Source organism: Haloferax sp. Q22, assembly GCF_001482285.1.
GTDB lineage: Archaea > Halobacteriota > Halobacteria > Halobacteriales > Haloferacaceae > Haloferax.
In genome coordinates this window covers 117,982-140,303 of record NZ_LOEP01000005.1, presented here as the reverse complement: position 1 = coordinate 140,303, position 22,322 = coordinate 117,982, and the positions used below count along the sequence as shown (strand labels likewise).

At 66.8% G+C, this 22,322-nt stretch carries 26 protein-coding genes; 8 read left to right on the top strand and 18 right to left on the bottom strand.

What is annotated here, in order from left to right; all coding sequences use genetic code 11:
• Nucleotides 1-216: 216 nt before the first annotated feature.
• Complete coding sequence (locus AM590_RS01630) at nt 217-693, top strand: PIN domain-containing protein (protein ID WP_058825912.1); 477 nt, start codon at nt 217-219, stop codon at nt 691-693.
• 38 nt (nt 694-731) lie between these two features.
• Here AM590_RS01630 and AM590_RS20700 read toward each other — a convergent pair whose 3' ends face one another.
• The 12 genes from AM590_RS20700 to AM590_RS01575 all read right to left on the bottom strand — a co-directional run bounded on the left by AM590_RS20700 (nt 732) and on the right by AM590_RS01575 (nt 8,792).
• Nucleotides 732-908, bottom strand: a complete 177-nt coding sequence (locus tag AM590_RS20700) for a hypothetical protein (RefSeq protein ID WP_172795735.1) — start codon at nt 906-908, stop codon at nt 732-734.
• Between the two features lie 218 nt (nt 909-1,126).
• Complete coding sequence (locus AM590_RS01625; RefSeq protein WP_058825911.1) at nt 1,127-1,534, bottom strand: ACT domain-containing protein; 408 nt, start codon at nt 1,532-1,534, stop codon at nt 1,127-1,129.
• Between the two features lie 166 nt (nt 1,535-1,700).
• Complete coding sequence (locus tag AM590_RS01620; protein WP_058825910.1) at nt 1,701-2,336, bottom strand: non-canonical purine NTP pyrophosphatase; 636 nt, start codon at nt 2,334-2,336, stop codon at nt 1,701-1,703.
• A 54-nt stretch (nt 2,337-2,390) separates the two neighbouring features.
• Complete coding sequence (locus AM590_RS01615) at nt 2,391-2,669, bottom strand: DUF5808 domain-containing protein (protein WP_058825909.1); 279 nt, start codon at nt 2,667-2,669, stop codon at nt 2,391-2,393.
• A gap of 64 nt (nt 2,670-2,733) precedes the next feature.
• Nucleotides 2,734-4,392 (bottom strand): bifunctional N(6)-L-threonylcarbamoyladenine synthase/serine/threonine protein kinase, encoded by a 1,659-nt coding sequence (locus AM590_RS01610; protein WP_058825908.1) that lies wholly within the window; start codon nt 4,390-4,392, stop codon nt 2,734-2,736.
• 33 nt (nt 4,393-4,425) lie between these two features.
• A complete protein-coding gene (locus AM590_RS01605) occupies nt 4,426-4,731 on the bottom strand; it encodes a 30S ribosomal protein S24e (RefSeq protein WP_004976369.1) in 306 nt (101 codons plus the stop codon).
• A gap of 68 nt (nt 4,732-4,799) precedes the next feature.
• Nucleotides 4,800-5,339, bottom strand: coding sequence for a GTP-dependent dephospho-CoA kinase family protein (locus tag AM590_RS01600; RefSeq protein WP_058825907.1), 540 nt, complete (start codon nt 5,337-5,339; stop codon nt 4,800-4,802).
• Nucleotides 5,340-5,341: 2 nt separating this feature from the next.
• Nucleotides 5,342-5,539, bottom strand: a complete 198-nt coding sequence (gene spt4, locus AM590_RS01595; protein ID WP_004041779.1) for a transcription elongation factor subunit Spt4 — start codon at nt 5,537-5,539, stop codon at nt 5,342-5,344.
• Nucleotides 5,539-6,111 carry a DNA-directed RNA polymerase gene (locus AM590_RS01590; protein ID WP_004041780.1) on the bottom strand — a complete coding sequence of 191 codons (573 nt, stop codon included), beginning with the start codon at nt 6,109-6,111 and terminating at the stop codon, nt 5,539-5,541. The genes spt4 and AM590_RS01590 overlap by 1 nt, the downstream gene beginning before the upstream one ends.
• Nucleotides 6,112-6,118: 7 nt before the next feature.
• Nucleotides 6,119-6,487 (bottom strand): twitching motility protein PilT, encoded by a 369-nt coding sequence (locus tag AM590_RS01585; protein ID WP_058826019.1) that lies wholly within the window; start codon nt 6,485-6,487, stop codon nt 6,119-6,121.
• Between the two features lie 22 nt (nt 6,488-6,509).
• The gene (locus tag AM590_RS01580; RefSeq protein WP_058825906.1) at nt 6,510-7,745 is read right to left on the bottom strand and encodes a translation initiation factor IF-2 subunit gamma; all 1,236 of its coding nucleotides are present in this window, start codon (nt 7,743-7,745) and stop codon (nt 6,510-6,512) included.
• A gap of 237 nt (nt 7,746-7,982) precedes the next feature.
• Nucleotides 7,983-8,792: a DUF6517 family protein gene (locus AM590_RS01575; RefSeq protein ID WP_058825905.1), complete on the bottom strand. Its 810-nt coding sequence runs from the start codon at nt 8,790-8,792 to the stop codon at nt 7,983-7,985.
• A 126-nt stretch (nt 8,793-8,918) separates the two neighbouring features.
• Here AM590_RS01575 and AM590_RS01570 point away from each other — a divergent pair, with 126 nt between their 5' ends.
• Nucleotides 8,919-9,902, top strand: coding sequence for a DUF5787 family protein (locus AM590_RS01570; RefSeq protein ID WP_172795734.1), 984 nt, complete (start codon nt 8,919-8,921; stop codon nt 9,900-9,902).
• A 24-nt stretch (nt 9,903-9,926) separates the two neighbouring features.
• Here the strand turns inward: AM590_RS01570 and AM590_RS01565 are convergent, their stop codons facing one another.
• The 5 genes from AM590_RS01565 to AM590_RS01545 all read right to left on the bottom strand — a co-directional run bounded on the left by AM590_RS01565 (nt 9,927) and on the right by AM590_RS01545 (nt 13,341).
• A complete protein-coding gene (locus AM590_RS01565) occupies nt 9,927-10,109 on the bottom strand; it encodes a hypothetical protein (RefSeq protein WP_241768023.1) in 183 nt (60 codons plus the stop codon).
• A 61-nt stretch (nt 10,110-10,170) separates the two neighbouring features.
• Nucleotides 10,171-10,383, bottom strand: coding sequence for a hypothetical protein (locus AM590_RS01560; protein ID WP_058825904.1), 213 nt, complete (start codon nt 10,381-10,383; stop codon nt 10,171-10,173).
• Nucleotides 10,380-11,204, bottom strand: a complete 825-nt coding sequence (locus AM590_RS01555) for an MBL fold metallo-hydrolase (protein WP_058825903.1) — start codon at nt 11,202-11,204, stop codon at nt 10,380-10,382. Before AM590_RS01555 ends, AM590_RS01560 begins: the two co-directional genes overlap by 4 nt.
• A gap of 50 nt (nt 11,205-11,254) precedes the next feature.
• Nucleotides 11,255-11,866, bottom strand: a complete 612-nt coding sequence (locus AM590_RS21060) for a hypothetical protein (protein WP_253805812.1) — start codon at nt 11,864-11,866, stop codon at nt 11,255-11,257.
• A 50-nt stretch (nt 11,867-11,916) separates the two neighbouring features.
• Entirely contained in the window at nt 11,917-13,341 is a 1,425-nt protein-coding gene (locus AM590_RS01545; RefSeq protein ID WP_058825902.1) for an ATP-binding protein, read from the bottom strand.
• A 321-nt stretch (nt 13,342-13,662) separates the two neighbouring features.
• Between AM590_RS01545 and nasA the strand changes: the two genes are divergently transcribed.
• The 6 genes from nasA to AM590_RS20690 all read left to right on the top strand — a co-directional run bounded on the left by nasA (nt 13,663) and on the right by AM590_RS20690 (nt 20,286).
• Entirely contained in the window at nt 13,663-15,804 is a 2,142-nt protein-coding gene (nasA, locus tag AM590_RS01540; RefSeq protein WP_172795733.1) for an assimilatory nitrate reductase NasA, read from the top strand.
• Between the two features lie 58 nt (nt 15,805-15,862).
• Nucleotides 15,863-16,495: a molybdenum cofactor guanylyltransferase gene (locus AM590_RS01535; protein ID WP_058825900.1), complete on the top strand. Its 633-nt coding sequence runs from the start codon at nt 15,863-15,865 to the stop codon at nt 16,493-16,495.
• A gap of 265 nt (nt 16,496-16,760) precedes the next feature.
• On the top strand, nt 16,761-18,515 hold the full coding sequence (locus AM590_RS01530; RefSeq protein WP_058825899.1) for a nitrite/sulfite reductase: 1,755 nt from the start codon (nt 16,761-16,763) through the stop codon (nt 18,513-18,515).
• A 2-nt stretch (nt 18,516-18,517) separates the two neighbouring features.
• Nucleotides 18,518-18,691 (top strand): hypothetical protein, encoded by a 174-nt coding sequence (locus AM590_RS20695; RefSeq protein ID WP_172795732.1) that lies wholly within the window; start codon nt 18,518-18,520, stop codon nt 18,689-18,691.
• Nucleotides 18,692-18,822: 131 nt separating this feature from the next.
• Nucleotides 18,823-19,956, top strand: a complete 1,134-nt coding sequence (locus tag AM590_RS01525; protein WP_042662246.1) for a thiolase family protein — start codon at nt 18,823-18,825, stop codon at nt 19,954-19,956.
• Nucleotides 19,957-20,115: 159 nt separating this feature from the next.
• Nucleotides 20,116-20,286: a hypothetical protein gene (locus AM590_RS20690; RefSeq protein WP_172795731.1), complete on the top strand. Its 171-nt coding sequence runs from the start codon at nt 20,116-20,118 to the stop codon at nt 20,284-20,286.
• Nucleotides 20,287-20,336: 50 nt separating this feature from the next.
• Here AM590_RS20690 and AM590_RS01520 read toward each other — a convergent pair whose 3' ends face one another.
• Nucleotides 20,337-22,244: a cation:proton antiporter gene (locus AM590_RS01520; protein WP_058825898.1), complete on the bottom strand. Its 1,908-nt coding sequence runs from the start codon at nt 22,242-22,244 to the stop codon at nt 20,337-20,339.
• Nucleotides 22,245-22,322 lie beyond the last annotated feature (78 nt).

Here is a 22,322-nt window from a genome sequence, read left to right as displayed (position 1 = left end):
GAATGCGAATTAACTGTTTCCCACTCAATGTAATCACAAACAATTTCAATATCGAGGAATTGTAACTGTTCGAGTCCGAAACCGGTTGCGTCGGATTCTTTTCGACCCGTCTCGTGGTAGCGGACATGAGTTGGGAGTCGCTTTTCGCTCGCGCCGCCGCCTACGAGACGACCGAAGCCGACATCACCGAGGCGCTCCGCGCCCGCCGAGGCGACGATGCCTGAGACGGACCCCTCGCCCGCGCGGGTCGTCGCTGACGCCGACGTGCTCGCGGCCGACCTTCTCGTCGATGGTCCGTCCAGGGCGGCGCTCGACCACCTCCGCCGGCACTCGTGGACGACGCTCGTCGCCAGCGACCCGCTCCTCGACGACGCCGAGTCAGTCGTCGCCTCGCTCGCGGACGCCGACCTCGCGGCCGACTGGCGCGAGAAGGTCGGCTCGTGGGTCGAACTCGTCTCCCACCCGGACGGCGATAACCCCGCGCTGGCGTCGGCCTACCGCGGCGGCGCGATGCATCTCCTCACGTTCGACGACCGACTCAGTTCTGCGCAGGCGGGCGCGGCGCTCGGCGGCCGCTTCCCGGTCAGTATCCGCCACCCGAAGGCGTTCGCGTCGCTGTTCGCACCGGAGAGTCTCTACGTCGAAGTCGAAGGCGGGTCGTACCCCGGCCCGGACCGCGACCCGCGGGCGTAGCCGCCGGCCGCCGCCCCGACCCCCGACCACTCGTCGGGTCAGTCGCCGTTGACGATTCGAGTCACCGCGAAGATGGCGAGGACGGTCACGAGACCGAAGCCGACGGCCACACCGAGTCCCTGCGAGGCGTCGCCGAAGAACACCGCGATGGCGGCGAAGACGGCGATGCCGTAGCCGCTCGCCGCGCCGGCGGCGACGACGCTCGCTCGGTTCATGCGTTCTCGTACGCGCCCGCGGTCCCTGAGTGTGAACCCCCGCGATTGTGGGGAGTGACGGAACCGGGGTCGGCTGTCAATCTGGCGGACCGCGTGCGGTCGGTACCGCTGGAGGGGCTGGTGACGAGTGGAGGGCGTTTATCGCAGTCGGGGGGCATCACGGCTAGTCTGCTCCCGCCGAACGTATCAACCTGTTTGCTCGCGAACTAGTTTCGACGTTAGTTCCCGTCGTCGGTGGTCCCGGCGCGCTTGACGGTACAGCCGAGTGATTCGAGTTTCGTTGCGGCCGCCGGCACGTCGTCCTCCCGGACGAGCACGTGGTCGGTCGAGTACGCCGACAGCGCGAACACCGAGATGTCCGCTTCGGCGAGCGCGCCCGCGACCCGCGCCAGAAAGCCGACGAGTTCGAACGGTAGGACCATCTCGAAGGTGAGTCGCTTCCAGCCCCATTCGACCTCGACGGCGGTCGCCTCGTCGACGCGTTCCTCTTCGACGACGACCGTCGTCTCCTTGTCGTCTCGAATCGTCGCGAAGGCGTCCGGGTCGCCCCGCTCGGCCTTGACGACCGCGTAGGTCGCCGCCGAGACGGTCACGGTCCCGCCCTCGAAGAAGTCGCTCGGGTCCATGCGTCTCGGGGTCGCTCCGGCGGGGTAAGCGTAGCGGCTGGTAGCGGTGGTCGGCTCGCTATCGCTCAGGCGGCTCTGTTGAACTCCTCAGTCAGGATAGACGAGATTCGCCTCGCTACCGCTCGGCGAACTTCCGTCGGACGCTTCACGCCCGACGACGTACGCCTCACTGACGTTCGGCGTACCACGTCGCGAACTTCGCTAACGCCCGCCCGCGGTGGGAGATACCGTTTTTCTCCTCGGTGCTCATCTCCGCGAACGTCGCGCCGTCGTGTTCGAAGATGGGGTCGTAGCCGAAGCCGTCCTCGCCGCGGGGCGGGACGATGCGCCCGTTGATGCTTCCCGTAAAGAGCTTCACCGGGAGCGCCTCCGTCTCTTCCGCGTCCTGTTCCGCGCCGTGGGCGGCCGCGACGGTCCGGTCGTCGCGGTCTATCGGGTCCGGACTCGCCTCGAAGGGTTCGCCGTCACAGTACGCGAGGACACAGCGGAACGAGGCCCGCCGGGGCTCGTCGAGTTCGGCCGCGGCCAGCCGGTAGACCGTCTCGACGCCGAGGGTGTCTTGGACGTACGAAGAGTACGGACCGGGGAAGCCCTCGAAGCCGTCGATGAAGAGACCGGAGTCGTCCACGAGCACCGGTTCGTCGGCGTAGCGGTAGGCCTCGCGCGCGCCGTGGGCCGCGATGGGACCGAGTTCGGACGCCTGCACCTCGGTGTAGTCGAAGTCGAGTTGGGTCACGTCGTCGTCGAGGTACGAGAGCGCCTCACGGACCTTCCCCGCGTTCGTGGTGACGTATCGAAGCATGCCCGCCCCTCCGCGGGCGGACGTAGAAAAGTCGTCGGTGTCGGTCGCTTCGCCTCAGTCGACGATGACTTCGACGGGGCCCTCGTCGGCCTCGGCCTCGTCTTCTTTCTCCTCTGCCTTCTGGCGCTCGTTCCAGAGGAGGCCGCCGGCGACGAGGAGAACGACCCACGACCGCCAGCTTGCGAGGTTCAGCGTGTAGCCAATGCCGAACGGCTTTTCGACCAGCATGCCCTTGCCGGGCTGCCAGTACGACGAGAGCAGTCGGCCGGCGCTCGGGCGCTCGAAGTTGTACGGGATGCCGAAAAGCGTTCCGCGCTGCGGTTTGTCTGCCATGTGAGACGAATACGCCGGCTCGGGATAAATCGTTTTGGCCTTCCGACAGGGAGTCCGCGGCGACCTACCGGTACCGGCCGCGTGACTCGACCTCTCGCAACCGGGCGATGACCTCCTCGGAGCCGACGGCCTCGTAGCCCGATTCGAGCGCGTCGATGAGGGGGTCGGCGTCGTCAGCGGTCCCCTCGACGCTCTGGGTGAACACGTGGAGGTCCATCGCGTGGTCCTCGACATGGCCCGTGTGGAAGCCGAGGCCGAAGTCGATGAGATACACGCGCGGTTCGCCGTCGGGTCCGGTCCCGACGCGGACGTTCCGCGTCGTCGGGTCGCCGTGGACGATACCTGCCTCGTGGAGGCGCGCGAGGTACTCGCCGACGACGCGGACTGATTCGGAGTCCAGTCGCTCCGCGAGGTCCGCGTCGCCGACCCGCTGGAACGTGATAACGCCGTCGACGGGGTCCACGTCGCGGACGACGGGCGTCCGAACGCCGGCGCGCCGGGCGTCGCTCGTCAGCCGCGACTCGGCTTTCGTCCGCTCACGGCGGAGTCTGTCGTCCAGTTCCGGGTGGCGGTACGTCTTCGGAACGCGCCGCTTGACGACCTCGTCAGCGCCGATGTCGACGGTCGCTTCGGCCCCGCGAATCGCGCCGTCATCAGTGTAGGCGCGCGCGACCGACTCGTCTGCGCCGCGCCACGTCACGTCGACCTGGTCGGGGCGGAAGTTCGGGTCTACGGTCGATTCCTCGACCGCGAGCGTGTCGCCCGCGGCGAGCATGCGCGCGCCGAGCACGGCTATCATGCCGGCGTTGTCGCGGAGGAACCGCGGTTCCGGTGCGTGGAACTTCGCGCCGCGTTGGTCGCACATCTCCGCGAGCATCTCGCGCAGACGGGCGTTCTGGCCCACGCCGCCGCCGAGGACGAGTTCGTCCGTCCCCGTCAGCGACAGGGCGCGCTCGGCCACCTCGGTGAGCATGGCGAAGATGGTCTCCTGCAGCCCCGCGCAGATGTCGGGCACGGGCGTGCCCGCGTCCGCCTCGTCCTTCGCGGCGCTCATGATGCCGGAAAACGAGAAGTCCATCCCCTTGACGACGTACGGTAGTTCGACGTAGACGCCGTCCTTCGCGGCCGCCTCGACTTTCGGGCCGCCAGGATGGGTCCAGCCGACGTGGCGGGTGAACTTGTCGATGGCGTTGCCGACGCCGGTGTCCATCGTCTCGCCGAGGACGCGGTAGCGGCCGTTGTGGTAGCCCAGCAGGTGGGCGTTCGCGCCCGAGGCGTTCAGACAGACCGGCGAGTCGAAACCGGACTGATAACGGCCGATTTCGAGGTGCGCGACCATGTGGTTGACGCCGAGCAACGGCACGTCGAGCGTCTGGGCGACCGAGCGGGCCGCGGTGCCGACGATGCGGAGACACGGCCCCAGACCGGGGCCGCGGGAGAAAGCGACGCTGTCCACGACGGGGCCGTCGCCGTCGTGTCGCTCCGCGGCGTGCGCGAGCGCGGTCTCGACGACCTCGGGGATCGCGGTCCCCATGTGCTCTGCGGCCTCGCGCGGGTGGATGCCGCCGCTGTCGGGCTGGTACGGGTCAGATTCGATGAAGACGTGGTCGGCCGAGGGGTCTGGCGTCCGCCCGGTTCCGGAGCGGAGCGCGTCGGGGTCGTCGGTCTCGAAAACCGCGGCGCTCGCGGCCCACGCTGTACCTTCGATTCCGAGAATGCGCATCGAGTGTGAAGAAACGGCGGTTCGAAGCCGGGACTACGCCTCTTCGGCTTCGACTTCGGCGTCGGTGATCTTGTTGCGCTCGAGCATGTGCTCCTGCTCGACGTCGCGCGCGAACTCGGGGCTCTCGTAGACCTTCGCGTAGCCCGCGGTCTTGCGCATGCCGAACTTCGTGTCGAGTTCGTGGACGACGACCTCGTCGGAGTCCTTGTTCAGTTTGGCCGCGAGCGAGTCGCGGACCGACAGACGAGAGGGCGTCGCTTCCTCGTGGACGATCTCGAATCGAACGTCCGTCCGGTGCAACATGGGGTTCTCCTCCTCGGAGATGATTTCGATATCCATGGTTCAGTTACCAGTAATTCCCTCCGAAGCAAGTAAAAGGATTTCGAAGGGACGAGCGCGCCCGCGTCTCAGGCGTCGATGGGCGCGACCACGGCGTCGAAGTCGCCGTCGAACTGCGCGAGGAGGTCCCGCATCTCGGTCTTGACCGCGTCGGTGACGGTCACGCGGACCATCCCCTCGTCGGGCTGGCCGTAGACGACGGTCGAGCCGACGGGCGCGGCGAGCACCGCCGGGAGCGTGGCGAGGTCCTCTTCGCCCTCGACGAGGAGCGTCGTCGGCTCGTCGGCGTCGAGCGCGGCCACGAGCGCGGCCACGAGGTCGACGGAGACGGTTCCCGGTTCGTTTTCGACCTCGACGAGGCGGCCGGTCTCGACCGCGCGGCGAATCTCCTCGCCGACGGCCTCGCGCTTCGTCTTGCCGTCGATGACTGCCACGTCCGGCGGGCGACCGGCGCGGCGGAGGTGGAAGGTGACGACGTCGCCGACGGCGACGAGCGGCGCGTCCGCGTCCTCGCTGGATGCGTCTGCGAGGAGGTCGTCGGCCTCGGTGTACACCGGGCCGAACGGCTCTTTGAACGCCGCGCGAAGCGCCGTCGGCAGGGTGAGCATGCTCAGCGGACCTTGAGCGCGTAGCCACCGGGTTCGGTGACGTTCATCTCGGTGGCGATTTCGCTGTCTTCGGGGTGGGTGATGACGACGTAACCCGCCCAGTCCTCGGTGAGACTGCTCGACCCGCAGTTCTCGCACGTCTGTTTGTCCGGATCGTTGACGAAGTGGCACTCGCGGCAGGCGAGACGGGGCTTCGCCATCAGTTACCCTCCGCCGAGGCCTCGCTCTGCTGGCGCTTCGATTCGAGCCAGCCGTGCTTGCCGAGCCCCGGCTGTTTGGCCGTGAGGCCGATCTTCGAGTCGCGCGGGTTGCGCTCGTCGATGCTCTTCGTGACGATGCGTGCGCGCACCTCGTCGTCGACGGCGAGCGTCTGGTTGGACTCGGTCGACGCGAGCTGTTGATTCTCGCCGTCGTAGGCGAGATATTCGTCGGATATCTGCGAGACGTGCAGCAGCCCGTCGACCGGTCCGATGCCGACGAAGGCACCGAACTCGACGACTTCGACCACGATGCCGTCGACGACCTCCTGCATGTCGGGGTCGTAGGTGATGGCGTCGAAATCGGCCTCGTAGTAGACGCCGGGGCGGTTGGGCAGCACGGTGCCCTCGCCGATGTCGTTGACGTTCACGACGCTCACGACGCTCCCCACGTCCTCGTCCATCCGTCCTTCCAACTTGTCCTGCAACAGTCGCTTGACCCGCTCGGGCGTCACGTCGCCCAGGTGTCGGGGTGGGACTTCGACTGTATCTTTGAGTCGTACCCGTTTGTACATAGTTTCGTTAAGGTTCCGTGATTGCCAGCGTGGCGTGCCCCCGGATGCCGACGACGGGAATCCCGCAGTCGAGCACCCGGTCACGGAGGGGCTTGTCGTTCGTGACGACGTAGTCGGCCTCGCCCGATTCGGCGAGTTCGACGACCGCGTCGTCGGCGTACGATTCCTCGGTTTCGACCGCCCGGCACCGGGTCGCCAGGTCCGCGCCCACGCTCGCCGCGACGCCTTCGGTCCCGGCGCCCGCCGAGAGCTTCTCCAGCTCGTCGAGGACGGCAGTTGGGACCACGAGGTCCGCGTCGGCCGCGAGCAGCCGGTCGAGCTCATCGAACACGCGGACGTTGAGTTCGACCGGCATCATGAGCGCGTTCGTGTCCATGACGACTACGGTGGCGGTCACGTCACTTGAGCGTCCCGATACCGATGAGCCGCCAGCGGGCGCCCACGCGGCGGTTGATGGCTATCTTCGCACCTTCGGCGGCGCAGACGGGGCGCTTGAGCGAGACTTCCGCCTCGCCGCTTCGCGCGCTCGTCACCGCGCCGACCGTGGTCGCGGTGCCGACGGTGAGCATCAGGGGCTCGCCGGTGGATATCTCGTCGATACCCTCGTCTTCCTCGCCGCCGACGACGCGGTCGAGCAGTTCAACGTCCATGGTGAACTGCTCGCGCGTCGGCGGGAGCGTGCCGGGCTCGCCGGCGACCTGTCCTGCGAGTGCGTCGCCCTTCGTGAAGCTCGGGTCGAGACCGGTCCCGACGCCGCAGAGGCCGCCGGGGCGGACTTCATCGACCATGTTGCCGCCCGCCTGCAGCGAGCGGACCTCGGTCGTGATGGAGCGCCATTCGGTCTGGCCCTCCTCGTCGACTTCGCGGCCGGGGCGGAGTTCGAGTTCATCGCCCTCCTCGAGCTTACCGGCGACGACGCTGCCGCCGATGACACCGCCCATGAGGCCGTCCCAGGTCGTCCCCGGGCGGTTGATGTCGAAGCTGCGCGCGACGAACATCCGGCTGTTTTCGGTCTCGTCGCGGTCGGGCGTCGGAATCTCCTCCTCGATGGCCTCGATGAGGAGGTCGAGATTGACCTCCTGCTGGGCGCTGATGGGGACGATGGGCGCGTCTTCGGCCACCGTTCCCTCCACGAACTCCTTGATCTGTTCGTAGTTGTCGAGGGCGCGCTCGCGGTCGACGAGGTCGACCTTGTTCTGCGCGATGACGATGTTCTCGATGCCGATGATATCGAGCGCCATCAGGTGCTCGGCCGTCTGGGCCTGCGGCACGTCCTCGGTCGCGCTCACGAGCAGGATGGCGCCGTCCATGATGGCGGCACCAGAGAGCATGGTCGCCATGAGCGTCTCGTGACCGGGCGCGTCGACGAACGAGACGGTGCGGAGTACGTCCGTCTCATCGCCGTCTTCGGTCTCCTCTTCGACCGTGTAACACTCCGGCGCGTCAACGCCGGGAATCTGACGGAACGTCGCGTCGGCGTACCCCAGTCGGATGGAGATTCCGCGCTTCATCTCCTCCGAGTGTTGGTCCGTCCACGAGCCGGACAACGCTTGAACGAGCGTCGTCTTTCCGTGGTCGACGTGACCGACGAGTCCGATGTTCACCTCCGGTTGTTGTGGGTTTTTCGTCACCATTGACCTCCTGAGAGTAATCTTGCGTGAACTTGGCTCCGAACGACTGATAAAGGTGCTGTTCTCGGACCGGGGCTGCTGTGGCTACGTCGGGCGGTCACACACCGCGCGCGGCGATTCAGCGGCGTCTCCCGCTCCCGGCGACGCCTCGAAAAATGGTTCGTCGTGCCCCCCAGCACGACGGTTCGCGGACCGATTCGAGTACCCCCTCGAACGGCTATCGAGTCCGGAATCCGTCGGTTATTCGACGCCCTTGACGAGCGAGCGAAGCTCCTCGCGGTAGGCGTCCGGCGTGAGTTCGAGGTCGATGTCGACCGAGACCTCGATGGCCTCGGTCGGCTCCTTGGTCACGCTGAGTTCGATGTTCTCGCCGGGGTGTGCGCCGCCGGCGACGAGAATCGTCCCGTCGTGCTCCAAGACGGCCAGCATCCCGCTCACGTCGAACTCCTGGCTCTCGATGGTGAACTCCTTTTCGTCGGTGAACGGGAACGTGATCTCGTCGAAGGCAATCGTGGCTCCGTACTCGGTCACGCGCGCCGAATCACCGGTGTCGACCGTCGTCGACCGCGTGTCCGTCTGTTCGATGTCGGTCACGTCCACGTCCCGCAACTGCCCCTCGTAGTGTTTCCGGGCGTGCTTCTCGACCAGGTCGACGACCGTCCCGCGGACCGTCCCCGGGAGGTTCGACAGGCTCGGATTGAGCGTCACGCGCGTCGCGAAGAACAGGGAGAACTGCCCCTCGGCCTGTCCGAGCGTCTTCTCTTTCAGCGTCTCGGAGAGGTCCATGTCCTCGTAGACGAGCGTCTCGAACGCCGCGGAGACGCTCGCCGGGCCGACCGACCGCTCGAACGCCGGGTCGAGGGAGTGTCCCCCGATGTACTCCCAGCCGCCGGCTTTGAGCGCCCCCTTCGGAACCTGCGGCGGTGCCCTCGCGGCGCTCGCGGTCGTCCCGGAACTACAGCCGGCGAGGCTCGCGAGCCCCGCGCTGGCCGCGATACCGAGGTACGTCCTCCGTCTGATACTGTGGGTTGCGTTGTTTTCCCCCTTCATCGGTCAGTACTGCCGCGCTCTGTTTCAAATATGTACCTCCCCGAAAATCAAATGCGAGAACACCGACACGACCTGTCGGCGACTCCGAGAGCGACCTTTTTGCCGCTCCGTCCCCGACCGTCTCACGTGCCCGCTCCGGTGTCGTCGCCCTCGGAGTTCGCCTTCGAACTGGCGCTTTGCGCCCACCTCGAACAGACGACAGACTGGCTGCCTGCGCGCCAACTCGGCGCGTCGGTCGCCTCGCCGGGGAGTCGCATCATCGACGTGTGCGCCGTCGTCCCGGGGCCGGGATTCGACGAGCGCGCCTGCATCACCGACAGCGCGATACCCGCAACGGCCATCGAGAGCGACGTGGGGGCCGGAAGCGCCGTCTTCTGGCGCGACGGCTTCGACTGCCACCCCGGCCGCGCCCGGCGGGCCACCGACCGCGCCGTCGAGGTCGGCTTCTTCGAGTCCGAGCGCCGCCGGAGCCGAGAGTACGTCCGCCGCGCCGCCCGCTATCCAGACGACTGGTTCGCCCGACTCGTCGGCATCGAGAACAAGCCCGACCTCGGCAGTCCCGGCGACCTACTCCGACAGCTTCGCCTCGACGTGAGCCTCGCGGTCTTCGACGAGGTGATTCTCACGACTGAGAGCTACGTCACCGGCGCACACCTCAACCGCATCCCCGAGGAAGTCGGCGTCTGGCGCTTCGACCCCGACACCGGCGACCGGGAGGTGGTCCGCGAGCCACGCCCGCTGTCGCCCCACTCCACCGGCGTCGAACCTATCGAGTACCATTCGCTCCACACCGACGTGGCGCTCGTCTCGCCCGCGGAAAAGCGAACCGCGCGCCTCCGACTCGCCGAGCGAGCCTACGGGAAAGGGTGGCGCGCCTACGACCTCCCCGCCTGCGCCCACGCCCGCGTCGACGCCGACGGCCGCCCCGTCTGTGCCCACTTCGACCGCGTGGTCGACCCCGGCTCCGAGTGCGGTGCCGACTGCTCGGCGTTCGACGCGGCCGCCCCGCCCGAACTGGACCGCGACGGCCTCCGCGAGTCGCGGACGGGTTGGGTCGCCGACCCGCCCGGCGCGGTTCGCAGACAGTCGGGACTCGACCGGTACTTCTGACTCGCCCAGCCTCCCGCCGAGTCGCTACTCGTTCCGCTCGTCTGAGTAGACCCAACCGAGCGTGGCGACGACGCCGAACCCGACGACGAACACCGCGCCCTCGACCCAGTTCGGCTCGCCGGACCACGAGGCGACGAGGAACCAGACGACGCCGGCGACGACTGCCATCGGCGTGCTGTATCGGAGCGCCGCGAGGATATCGGTCACGACCGTCTCGACGCGCCCCGGTCGCAAAACCGCACCGGACTGCCGGGTTCGCTCCCGGCCCTCACTCCGCGTCGGCCCGCTGTTCCATGTAGTTCCAGTAGGTGACGAGCGCGACGCCGATGACGATGACGAGGGCGAACTGCACGGCCGCCCCGAAGAAGTCGAGGCGGCCCGTATCGACGTACGTCAGGACGAAGTTCGTTGCGGCGGCGACAAAGCCGGCGACCATGAGATACCTGAACGCCCTGTCTCCGGCAATAGTTCGCAGCTTCACAGGTCGTACACCTCGCCGTCGACCGCCAGCGGCTCCTCGAACGCCTCGTCGGCGGGGTAGTAGTGTGCCACGTGGACGAGGCGCGTCTCGTCGGCGTTCAGTTCCTCGCCGAGCGCGATGGCTCCCTCGCGGGTCATGTGCTTCGTACCGAAGGTCCGCGCGACCCCGTTTTCGTCGTAGTCGTCGCCGCCGATGGGGTGGTACTCGCAGACCGACGCGGGGACGATTGCCTCGGCGAGAAGCAGGTCGGGGTTCCGGAGCACGTCGCGGGACGCCTCGGGGATGGCGTAGGTGGAGTCGCCGGACAGCGAGAGCTTCGCGCCCGTCTCGGGGTCCTCGATGGCGACGCCGTAACAGACCAGCGGCGGGTGGACGACCGGCACGAACGTCACGTCGAGGCCGCAGGCGCGGAACGATTCGAACGGCGTCTGGTCTTCGACCGAGATGCGGTCGAGGTAGTCGAACTTCGAGCGAATCGCGTCGGCGACGCTCTCGCCCGTGACCGGGTCGACCTCGTCGGCGGCGTGGACCGCGAGGTCGTCGAGGAGTCGGTAGACGTTCCCGAGGCCGTCGAGATGGTCGAAGTGGATGTGGGTGACTAAGGCCTCGTCGGGAAGCGGCACGTCCTGCGTGAGAAACTGATGGCGGAAGTCGGGGCTGAAGTCCACGAGGAGCGACTCGCCGGTCCGCTCGTTTTGCACGTGGACCGAAAAGCGCGTCCGCTCGATGCCTCGCTCGCGGGCCGCGAGGCAGGTCTCGCAGTCGCACCCGACGGTGGGCGTGCCGGTCGTGTCGCCGGTCCCGAGGAGGGTCACGCGCATTGACTCAACCACGGGGGCGGCGAGGTATAAACGTGGCCGACCGCGGCGAGTCAGGACCGGTATATCTGCCGGAATTCGACCACGGGGTGGAACGTCCCCGAGAGCGTCGTCGCTTCGAACTGGAGGTTCGCAGTAATCGTGCGCGGAACCGCCGAGACGAGCGCCTCGAATTCGACGGACGGCGTTCGTGCTTCACCGCTCCGATTCGGCCACACCTCGTAGGCGAGCATCACGCGCCTCGCTTCCCCGTCGTCGTAGCCAATCCCCCGGCTGATGTCAGCTAACGACTCGACGCCGAGTCGCTCTCGCGCCGTCGTCATCGCTTCGACTCCCGCGACGGTCCCGCCGACTCGCGTCACCCACGACGACGCCGGTTCTCGTTCGTACACCGGCTCTTTCGTCGTTCCCGACTCGTTCACGTGTTTGCGATAGTCGGTGCGTCGCCGAATCTCCCCAGTCTCTGGGTAGTAGTCGTACTTCGACGACGCTCGGTAGTCGCGCGAGATTGTAATCGGGTCTCCAGAGGCGGGCGCAGGATTTGACTCCGGTTCGGGAAGGGGCGTCTCGGTGGACGATTCGAGGTCCGACGTACACCCGGAAAGCGCCGTGAGAACCCCGCCCGCCGCAATCGTCCGAATGAATCGGCGTCTGCTGGAGGGCATCGGCTCGCCGTTTGCGACCCACTAGTAAATATTTTGTCAGAAAGACGGAGTTACTGCGCCGCGCCGGCGTCCTTCTGTGTCTCGCCTTCGTGTTCGTCCGCGTGGTCGTGGTCGTGGTCGTGACTGTGGTCGTGACCGTCGTCCGAACCCGACCCCGCGACGAGTTCCGACGAGTCGGACATCATGTCGAGGTTCTTCAGGTTGTCACGCTCTTCGAAGTCGGCGACGGCCTCAAGCAGGTCGTCCTGCGTGAGTTCCATCCGCTCTTCGGTGAGCGCTTCGAGGACGGCCTCGCGGAGGACGAGTCGGAGGTCGGAGCCGGTGAGGCCCTCCGTCACGTCGGCGATGGCCGAGGGGTCGAACTCGTCGATGTCCATTCGGTTCGTGATGACCCGGAGGATGTCGGCGCGCATCCCGCGGTCCGGCTTGGGGAAGTTGACGATTTCGTCGAAGCGCCGCCACGCCGCCGAGTCGAGCTGGTCGGGGTGGTTGGTCGCGCCGATGAGAATGACCTCGTCACGAATCAGCGAGATGTCGTCGATGCTCTTGAGCAGCGTGTTGACCGCGCGCTTGAGCGCCGCGTGCTCGTCCGACCGGCGGGTCTTCGCCACCGAGTCGAACTCGTCGATAAAGAGGATACACGGCGACAGCCGCTTTGCGACCTCGAACGTCTTTTCGACGTTCTTGGCCGTCTCGCCGAGGTACTGGCTCGTAATCATCGAGAGCTTCACCTCGACGAACGGGAGGCCGAGCTCGTGGGCGAGCGCCCGCGAGACGGTGGTCTTGCCGGTCCCCGGCGGGCCGACGAACAGGATTTTCCCGATTTCGCGGAGGCCGATGTCCGCGAGGTATTCGCGGTGTTCGATGGCCTTCATCAGCTTGTGAATCTCGCCTTCTTGGTCCGTCGTGAGCACGAGGTCGTCGAGGGTCATCTCGATTTCCTCGGGCGCGCGGACCTGCACGAGGTCGAGCATCTCGGCGTCGTCCTCGTCGTCGAAGTACTCGTCCAGCAGGCTGTCTATCCACACGCGGTCGGCGTGAATCGGCCGGGTCTGTTCTCTGGCCTCTGCGTGGGTCACGTCCACGTCGTCTCGGTCCTCGACCGACTTCGCGACCGTCGGATTCGTCACGAGCCGGTCGTAGTCGGCTCGTTTGACGAACCACTCCAGCGCCATCTCGGGCTGCGTCAGAGAGAGGCGGCCGGAGAAGTCCTCGCGCTGGGTGAACATAAGGTCGGAAATCGCGTCCCAGGGGTGTTCCACGCCGGTCGCCTTCCGCGCGATGGACTCGGTCACAACGAGCGGTCGCTCGATGCCGGCCATCGACGAGTCGTCCTCGTCGCCGTCGTCCTCGGCGTCCGCCCAAAAGACGCGTCGATACCGCGGGGGAAGGTCGTTTTCGTCAAGCGTTCGGTCGTCGGTGTAGAGGTGGGCCGTCAGCAGAAACTCGACAACCTCGAGCGCCCGTTCACTCATCCCCCAGAAATTGCCCGGGGAGACGCATAAGAGCGTCGGAGCGCCGCCGCTGGTGCGCGCGACCGAACTTCCCCGATGACAAGGAACTTGGCGCGATCCCGTCGTGCGACGTTAATTTCAGAAAAACAATTCAAAAACATATCCGAAAATGGATTTATTACGCGATTATATTCCTTTCATACGCTTGTATATTGTCTCTTTCTTCAGAATACTCGGGGAAAATATTCTTTCTTAAACGATTAGGGTTTTATGGTTATCTTCCGCCACTGTGAGCCAAGATAGTGAAATGATATTCACGAATGGTACGAGATGCCTGCCCAAATGCGGTACATTCTCGACGAACAGCCGGTGGTGAATCGCGTGGCGAAACAAGTCCCGACGACCTGCATGCGCTGTGCCGTGGGCTGTGGACACGTCCACCTCGGCTCCGACACCTCGTACGGGCTGGAAGCGGTTCGGGGGGACCCTTCACACCCCGTCAACAACGGGCTGGCCTGCGGTCGTGGCATCCGCGAATCGGCCGACCCTGACGGGTCGTGGCTCACGCGGCCGCTCGTCAGGGAAGACGGGGAACTCCGGCAGACCTCGTGGTCTGACGCGCTCGCGCGCGTCGGCGACGCCATCACCGACGCGATGGCCGACGACCCCGACGAGGTCGCCGTCCTCGGGAGCGGCCAACAGACGAACGAAGCCGCCTACGCCCTCGGGAAACTCGCCCGCGGCGGTATCGGCACCCGAAACTACGACGCGAACACGACGCTCTGCATGGCGAGCGCGGTCAAAGCCTACTACCGCGCCTTCGGGAGCGACGCGCCGCCGCCGACCTACGACGACATCCCCGAGGCGGAGACCCACCTCGTTTGGGGGGCAAACCCGGCTGTCGCCCACCCCGTAATGTTCCGGTGGATTCGGCAGTCGGCCGACGACGGCGACCTCGTCGTCGTCGACCCCGTCGAGACGAAGACCGCGTCGGTCGCCGACGACCACGTCGCCATCGACCCCGGCGGCGACCTCGCGCTGGCGCAGGCGGTTCTCGGCCATCTCGTCGAGACCGACCGCGTGGACGAGGCGTTCGTCGCGGAGCACACCGAGGGGTTCGACCGCGTCGTCGACGAACTTCCCCCGGTCGAGGAGGCAGCGTCGGAGGCCGGCGTCACCCTCGACGAGGTCGAGAAACTGGCGTCGCTCCTCGACGCGCCCACGCTCGTCTACTGGGGTATGGGCGTCAACCAGAGCGTCCGCGGCACCGCGACTGCCGGCGCGCTCGTGAACCTCTGTCTCGCCTCCGGTAACCTCGGTCCCGGCTCCGGCCCCTTTTCTCTCACCGGCCAGGCGAACTCGATGGGCACCCGCGTCGTCTCCTCGAAGGAGACGTGGCCCGGCCACCGACCGTTCGAACACCCGGACCACCGCCGGACCGTCGCCGAGGCGTGGAACGTGCCCGTCTCCCGGCTCCCCGACGACAACGGACCCGGGCCGGTCGGCATGTTCGAGTCGTCGCCGTCGGTCGTCTGGACCGTCGCGACCAACCCGCTCGCCGGGTTCCCGGACGCCACGGCCGCCCGCGAGGTCCTCGAAGACTCCTTCCTCGTCGTGCAGGACGCCTTCCGGTCCGAGACGGTCGAACTCGCCGACGTGGTGCTCCCCGCGGCGACGTGGGGCGAATCCGAGGGGACCACGATGAACATGGAGCGGACGGTCTCGCGGGTTCGTCCGGCCACCGAGACGCCGCCGGGCGTCAGACAGGACCTCGACATCATCGCCGACGTGGCCGCTCGTGTCGCGCCCGGACTGCTTCCGAGACCGTCGGTCTCGCCGAGCGACGTGTTCGACGAGTTCGCCGCCCTCACCGAGGGCACGGACGCCGACTGCTCGGGGCTCTCGTACACCCGTCTCGACGGCGAGCGCGCCGTCCGCTGGCCCGCGCCGGACCCGACGAGCGAGGGTGGCTACCGCTACTACGACGACGCCGACGGGGAGTCGGACGACCCGACGTGGTCGTTCCCGACCCCGTCCGGGAAGGCGCAGTTCAGCGCGCTCTCTGGATCGTCGCTCCCCGAACCCGCCGACGAGTCGTACCCGCTGACGCTCACGACCGGCCGCGAGGCCGACGGGTACAACACCGGGGTCCGCACGCGCAGCGACACGCCGGACGAGCCGGTCGCCCGCGCGCACCCCGACACAATCGACGCGCACCGCGACGCGGTCGCCGACCCCGAGGGCGACCGCCGAACCACCGTCGTCTCCCGCCGGGCGTCGGTCCCGGCGACGCTCGACCCCGACGACGCCGTCCCGCCGGGCCTTGTCTGGCTCTCTATTCACCATCCGATGACTAATCGACTTACCAGCCCTGCGGTCGACCCGCAGTCGAACGAACCGAACTTCAAGCAGTGCGCCGTCCGCCTCGAACACCCCGAGGCGACCGCGTCAACCGACCTCCTCGCGGCCGAGGTGAGCGACTGATGGCGCTCGCCGCCGCCGGCGGACGGCCCCGCGAACTCGAACGCGCCGCCGCCTGAGAATGGCCGACGAGTCGCACCCTCACCTCGACACCGGCCGTGCGGGCATCATTCTCGCCGGCGGTCGGTCGACTCGATTCGGCGGCATCGACAAGGCGACGGCCACCGTCGGCGGCCAGCCCATGATTCACCGGGCCGCCGCCTCGCTCGACCCCGTCGTCGACGAACTCGTCGTCAACTGCCGCGCCGAACAGCGGGACGCGCTCGCCGGCGCGCTCTTGGACTTCGACGTCCGGTTCGCGGAGGACTCCCATCCCGACCGGGGGCCGGTCTTCGGCCTGCGAACCGCGCTGCGGGCGACGAGCGCCGAGTACGCGGCGGTCCTCCCGTGCGACATGCCGCTCGTCCCGAGCGGGTTCATCTCGCACCTCTTCGGCCGCCTGCAGGGCGGCGCCGGCGTCGTCCCACGGGTCTCTGAGACGATGCAACCGCTCCCCGCAGTCATCCACTGTCGCGCCGGCGTGGTCGCCTGTACCGACACCATCCGAGCCGGTGACGACCGCCTACAGGCCGTGATGTCCGCGCTCGACGTCACCGTCCTCGACGACCGCGAAGTGGAGGCTCACGCGGGAACGCACGCGTTTCACAACGTGAACTCCTTCGACGACTTGCGCGCGCTCGCCGCTCGTCGGTGAGTCGCGTTCGAGTCACATACCACATTATCGTCCATTATGTTCAATTGAGATTGTCCAATAACAGACCGACTATCTGCCCAAAATACAACCTTATATTCGGAATATTCGGTTATAGAATGGACGAATATGGCTTATGGGGGCGATTTCTAAATATTCTCAACGAATACTCTTATGAACCTCTGTCGAGTCGTGTTATCACGAAACATGACCAAGTTCGCAAACAAACGCACAGGAATAGTGGATGATTGCCCACTGGTGGTCGGAAATGGCGAGTAAGAAGGAAGCGTGGAAGTCGGAGCTCTACGGCGACGCGGTTCGCGAGAAGATCGAGGAGTTCGCCGAGAAAGGCGTCGACGCAATCCCCGAAGACGAGCGCGACAAGTGGTTCACGCGCTTCAAGTTCTGGGGCGTCTTCCAGCAGCGGACGGGCCAGGACTCGTACTTCATGATGCGGCTGACGAACGCCAACGGCGTCCTCGAACCGGGGCAGCTCCGGGCCATCGGCGAGGTCGCGCGCGACTACGCGTCCGGGCCGGTCGAGAACCCCGAGTTCGGCGACGCCTGGTTGGACCTGACGACGCGCCAGTCGATTCAGCTCCACTGGCTCGAACTCGAAGACATCCCCGAGGTCTGGGAGAAGCTCGAAGCGGCGGGCGTCTCCTCGCGGTCCGCCGGCGGCGACACGATGCGGAACATCACCGGCTGTCCGGTCGCCGGCCGCGACAAACACGAGCTCGTCGAGTCCCAGCCGCTTCTCGACCGCTTCCAGGAGGACCTCCGCGGAAACGACGCCCTGTCGAACATGCCGCGGAAGTTCAACATCAGCGTCACTGGCTGTCGCGAGGGCTGCGCGCAGGACTCGATAAACGACGTGGGGCTCGAACCCGCGAAGAAGGAGATTGACGGTGAGACCGTCACCGGCTTCAACGTCCGCGTCGGCGGCGGCCTCGGCTCCCGAAAGCCGCGCGTCGCCCGCGACCTCGACATCTTCGTCGCCGACGAAGAGCGCGCCTACGAGGTCGTCCGCGGCTTCGTCGAACTCTACCACGAACACGGTAACCGCGACGTTCGGGCTCGCGCCCGCAGTCGCTTCTTCGTGGACGAGTGGGGCACGGAGAAGATTCGCGACCTGCTCCAGGAGGAGTACGTCGACTTCGAACTCCCGTCTGCGGGCGAGAACATCCGCGACGAGTACACCTACAACGCGGGCCGCCCGGAGTCCGACGGGAAACACGACCACGTCGGCGTCCACGAGCAGGCCAACGGCGACTACTACGTCGGCCTCAGCGTCGCGGTCGGTCGGCTCACGGCGTCCGACGCCATCGAACTGGCCGACATTGCCGACGAGTACGGCTCCGGCGAGGTCCGTCTCACCCGTCGCCAGAACCCGCTTCTGATGGACGTGCCGGAGGAGAAGCTCGACGACCTACTCGCCGAACCGCTCCTCGGGAAGCACACGCCCGTACCCAACCCGTTCCAGCGCGGCACGGTCGCCTGTACCGGCACGGAGTTCTGTTCGCTCGCGCTCACGGAGACGAAAGCCCGGACCGCTCGGATGCTCCGGTGGCTCCGCGACAACGTGGACGTACCCGACGACGTGAGCCAACTGAAGATCCACTATTCCGGCTGTACCGCCGACTGCGGGCAGGCGAACACGGCCGACATCGGCCTGTTCGGCATGCGCGCCCAGAAGGACGGCGAGATGGTCGAGGCCATGGACATCGGCGTCGGCGGCGGCATCGGCGAGGACCCGTCGTTCGTCGAGTGGGTTCGACAGCGCATCCCGGCCGACGAGGTCCCGGGTGCCATCGCCTCGCTCGTGGAGGCGTTCGCCGAGCGCCGCGAGCCCGGACAGACGTTCCGCGAGTGGGTCGAAGCCGAGGGGACCGAGGCAGTCACCGAGTACTGCGTCCCCGAGGAGACGGATTTCGAAGCGCCGTACATGCACGACGCCAAGCAGTCGTGGTACCCGTTCGCCGAAGAGGAAGCGAAGGCCGAACAGCCGGTCACGAGCGACTGACCATGACCGAACGCACCGCATCTGACAACCCGGCTGACGACGCCGCCGACGTGTCTTTCGAGCACGCCTCGGCGGACGTCGCGCCGGAGCTCTTCCCGGCGGAGCCAACAGTCGCCGACGCGGGTACCGGCGGAATCCCCGGTCGGCCGGACAGCGACTCCGCCACTCGTTCCTGACGTTCCGAGACTCGGTGCCGTCCGTCTCCACTTTCACCGTTTTCTCGGCGTTTTTCGACCCGAAGAACAACTCGTTACGACGAATAGTGAGTTCTAAACTATTTATGGTGTTCGAACCCCGATGATGTGCCATGCCAGAGCCAGTCATCGCGGCCGCGTACCGCACGCCGTTCGGCAAGGCGGGCGGCGTGTTCGAAGACGTTCGAAGCGAGGACCTCTCGGTCACGCTCATCGACCACATCCTCGACGAACACGACGTCGACCCCGACGACGTGGAGGACCTGATGTGGGGCGTCGCCCAACAGCGCACCGAACAGGACAACAACGTCGCCCGCGTTATCGCGCTCCTGTCGGCCCTCGGCGAGGGGACGCCCGCGACGAGCATCAACCGCTGGTGCGCCTCCTCGATGCAGGCTATCATCTCCGCGTCCGACGCCATCGCCGCCGGCAACCGCGAGTGCATCGTCGCCGGCGGAGTCGAGAGCATGTCCCGCGTGCCGATGGACGGCGACTCCTACCAACACCTCCACCCGGAACTGAGCGAGCAGTACAACATCTTCCAACTCCAGATGGGGATGACTGCCGAGAAGGTCGCAGACGAGTACGAGGTCTCCCGCGAGGCCCAAGACGAGTTCGCGTTCCGGAGCCACCAGCGCGCCGCCGAGGCGACCGACTCGGGCCGCTTCGACGACGAAATCGTCCCGGTCGAGACGGAGGATGGCGTCGTCACCGAGGACGAGGGTATCCGCCGCGACACCTCGATGGAGATTCTCGGCGGCCTCGACCCCGCCTTCTCGGGCGACGGCTCCGTCACCGCCGGCAACTCCTCGCAGATAACCGACGGCGCGGCCGCGGTCCTCGTCACTAGCCGCGAGTTCGCCGACGAACACGGCCTCGACGTGCTCGCCTCGGTCGGCACGAACAACGTCGCCGGCGTCGACCCGACGGTCATGGGGATCGGTCCGGTCCCGGCCACCCGCGGCCTCCTCGACCGCGCCGGCACCGACATCGACGACTACGGCCTCGTCGAAATCAACGAGGCGTTCGCCAGCCAGTGTGAGTACTCCCGCCGCGAACTCGGTATCGACGCGGACAAACTCAACGTCAACGGCGGCGCAATCGCGCTCGGCCACCCCCTCGGGGCGTCCGGCGCGCGCCTGCCGGTGACGCTCATCCACGAGATGCAAAAGCGGGACGTGGACCGCGGCCTCGCGTCGCTCTGCGTCGGCTTCGGCCAAGGAGCGGCAATCGAGTTCAGTCGGTAGGTTCACCCGCGTTTTTCACCCTGATCCGTCCCGGGAAGCGAGCGAAATTCGTGGACTGCGTGTCAGTGGTTCCCCGAACCGCTGACCTCGGCTATCGCTCACAAACATACGTGCGCCTTCCGTCACGTTCATACTCCGGAAGTCGGGAATATCGCGGTGATGAATCTCACGACGACCGTACTGTCGGGGGCCTTCGCGACGCTGGCGGCCGCCGGGGCCGCCTCCGCGGGGTTCGTCCCGAGGCCCGACCTCGGCGCGCCCGTCTGGTACGTTCTCGTCGCGCTCACCGTCGGCTACTGGGCGGTGTTCGTCCGCTGGGCGCGGCGCTGACTGGTCGGGGACGACGCGAAAAAACCGAACCAAGCGGGCGGCGAGAGCCGCTACTCGGGGTTGACTAACTCTTCTGCGTCTCGGACGGCCTCACGCTCACCGATGATGGTGATGCGGTCGCCTTCTTGGAGCGTGAACTCCGCGTTGGGGACCGTCGTGTCGCCGTTCCGCGAGACGAGCGTGATGAGACAGCCGTCGGGCAGTTCCGGTCCGACCTCTCGGATGGTCCGACCGACGAGTTTCTCAGCGGTGACCTGAACCTCCTGAACGTCGCCGGAGCGACCGATTTCACCCATCCAGTTCGACATCGACGGGCGCTCGATGTAGTTGTCGAGCGCCTGCGCTGTGGCGATGGTCGACGAGATAGTCCGGACGCCGAGTTCTTCGAACGCCTCGACGTTGTCGGGGTTGTTCGCCCGCGCGAGGACGCTCTCGGGTTCGAACTTCGAGTTCGCCAACTGCGCGACGAGCAGGTTCACGTCGTCGTCGCCGGTCGCGGCGACCACGAACTTGGCGTTCGCGGCCCCCGCGGAGCGTAAGACGCTTGTGTCGGCTCCATCGCCGTGATGGACGGTAAAGCCCATGTTCCGGGCCGTCTGGACTACTTCTTGGTCCTCTTCGATGAGGACCACGTTCTCTCCGCGGTCTGCGAGGCGTTCGGCGAGCGCACGGCCCACTTTCCCGCCTCCGATGATGAGTACACGCATTGGGATGACGTCGAGGTATTCTGCGATCTGGCGAGCGAGGCCGGCCTCGAAGACGACGGTCGTCAGGATGACGAGGAACACCGTGCCGACGAGAATCGAGGCGCTCTGGTTCAGCGCGGCGGCCTGTTGGGTCAGTCCCTCGGCCGCGAGCCGTGTCGCCTCCTCTTGGAGGGCGATGGCGAACAGCGAGGCCACGGACGCGGGGATGATGCCGCGCGGGCCGACGAAGCTCATGAAGAGCTTCTCTTCTCTCGTGAACCGGTCGCCGCGTGCCGAGATGAAGACCAACAGCGGTCGAATCACGAGCGCGACGGCGGCGACGACGGCGAGGCCGCCGACGCCGAGGTTCAGGAGGTTCTGGAAGTCCAACAGCGCCGCGAGGGCGATGAAGACGAACGACAGCACGAGCAGCGTGATGTCGCCCTTGAACGCCGAGATCTCCTCTTCGTACGGCACGTCCGCGTTACCGAGGAGGATGCCGGCGGTCGCCACCGCGGCGATGCCGGCCTCCGTGGCGACGTAGTCGGCGGCCGCGTAGGACACGAGCGCGCCGGCGAGGACGAGCAGGCGCGCGTTCTGCGGCGCGTTGCCCGGCGAGAGATCGACGTACCGGAGCGCGTAGTACAGCGCCCCGGCGACGATTGCGCCCATGACGACGCCGACGCCGAGGCGCTCGGCGAACAGGACCACGAGGGCGTCAGGGCTACTGACGCCTTCGAGGATGGCCTCGAAGATAACGACGGCGACGATGGCCGCCGTCACGTCGTTAACGATACCTTCCGTGTCGAGCGCTGCGCCGACCCGGTCGCGGACCGGGACGACTTCGAGAATCGGTGCGATGACCGTCGGCCCGGTCGCGACGAGGAGCGCGCCAACGAGGAACGACACCGGCCACGGCGCGCCGAGCGCGTAGCGGACGACGACGCCCGTTGCGACGAACGCGATTATCGCCCCGACGGTGACGAGTCGGAACGTCGCGGCGGGCGCTTCCCGTAACTTGTCGATTCGAAGGTGGAATGCACCCTCGAACACGATGATGGCGACCGAGAGACCGACGATGGCCTGTAGTGCGTTCCCGAACGAGTCGGGAGAGATGACGCCGAGGACCTCCGGTCCGAGCAGGATGCCCGACGCGATGAGGAACACGACGCTGGGGACCTGGAATCGGTCCGAGAGCACCTGCGAGACCACGCCGATGCCGATTATCGCGGCGACGAGCGGGATGAGGTTGGCTCCTCCTGCTGCGGCCACTTATATCGCCTCCATTGATTCGGTCCATGTGGCGACGGAAGATAAGTCCACACATCTCGGGCGGTATCTCCGCGGACT

Bases quoted from the DNA above. Each gene is read 5' to 3' on its own strand.
- AM590_RS01630 (WP_058825912.1), top strand. From the start codon at position 217: ATGCCTGAGACGGACCCCTCGCCCGCGCGGGTCGTCGCTGACGCCGAC.
- AM590_RS20700 (WP_172795735.1), bottom strand. From the start codon at position 908: ATGAACCGAGCGAGCGTCGTCGCCGCCGGCGCGGCGAGCGGCTACGGC.
- AM590_RS01625 (WP_058825911.1), bottom strand. From the start codon at position 1,534: ATGGACCCGAGCGACTTCTTCGAGGGCGGGACCGTGACCGTCTCGGCG.
- AM590_RS01620 (WP_058825910.1), bottom strand. From the start codon at position 2,336: ATGCTTCGATACGTCACCACGAACGCGGGGAAGGTCCGTGAGGCGCTC.
- AM590_RS01615 (WP_058825909.1), bottom strand. From the start codon at position 2,669: ATGGCAGACAAACCGCAGCGCGGAACGCTTTTCGGCATCCCGTACAAC.
- AM590_RS01610 (WP_058825908.1), bottom strand. From the start codon at position 4,392: ATGCGCATTCTCGGAATCGAAGGTACAGCGTGGGCCGCGAGCGCCGCG.
- AM590_RS01605 (WP_004976369.1), bottom strand. From the start codon at position 4,731: ATGGATATCGAAATCATCTCCGAGGAGGAGAACCCCATGTTGCACCGG.
- AM590_RS01600 (WP_058825907.1), bottom strand. From the start codon at position 5,339: ATGCTCACCCTGCCGACGGCGCTTCGCGCGGCGTTCAAAGAGCCGTTC.
- spt4 (WP_004041779.1), bottom strand. From the start codon at position 5,539: ATGGCGAAGCCCCGTCTCGCCTGCCGCGAGTGCCACTTCGTCAACGAT.
- AM590_RS01590 (WP_004041780.1), bottom strand. From the start codon at position 6,111: ATGTACAAACGGGTACGACTCAAAGATACAGTCGAAGTCCCACCCCGA.
- AM590_RS01585 (WP_058826019.1), bottom strand. From the start codon at position 6,487: ATGGACACGAACGCGCTCATGATGCCGGTCGAACTCAACGTCCGCGTG.
- AM590_RS01580 (WP_058825906.1), bottom strand. From the start codon at position 7,745: ATGGTGACGAAAAACCCACAACAACCGGAGGTGAACATCGGACTCGTC.
- AM590_RS01575 (WP_058825905.1), bottom strand. From the start codon at position 8,792: ATGAAGGGGGAAAACAACGCAACCCACAGTATCAGACGGAGGACGTAC.
- AM590_RS01555 (WP_058825903.1), bottom strand. From the start codon at position 11,204: ATGCGCGTGACCCTCCTCGGGACCGGCGACACGACCGGCACGCCCACC.
- AM590_RS21060 (WP_253805812.1), bottom strand. From the start codon at position 11,866: ATGCCCTCCAGCAGACGCCGATTCATTCGGACGATTGCGGCGGGCGGG.
- AM590_RS01545 (WP_058825902.1), bottom strand. From the start codon at position 13,341: ATGAGTGAACGGGCGCTCGAGGTTGTCGAGTTTCTGCTGACGGCCCAC.
- nasA (WP_172795733.1), top strand. From the start codon at position 13,663: ATGCGGTACATTCTCGACGAACAGCCGGTGGTGAATCGCGTGGCGAAA.
- AM590_RS01535 (WP_058825900.1), top strand. From the start codon at position 15,863: ATGGCCGACGAGTCGCACCCTCACCTCGACACCGGCCGTGCGGGCATC.
- AM590_RS01530 (WP_058825899.1), top strand. From the start codon at position 16,761: ATGGCGAGTAAGAAGGAAGCGTGGAAGTCGGAGCTCTACGGCGACGCG.
- AM590_RS20695 (WP_172795732.1), top strand. From the start codon at position 18,518: ATGACCGAACGCACCGCATCTGACAACCCGGCTGACGACGCCGCCGAC.
- AM590_RS01525 (WP_042662246.1), top strand. From the start codon at position 18,823: ATGCCAGAGCCAGTCATCGCGGCCGCGTACCGCACGCCGTTCGGCAAG.
- AM590_RS20690 (WP_172795731.1), top strand. From the start codon at position 20,116: ATGAATCTCACGACGACCGTACTGTCGGGGGCCTTCGCGACGCTGGCG.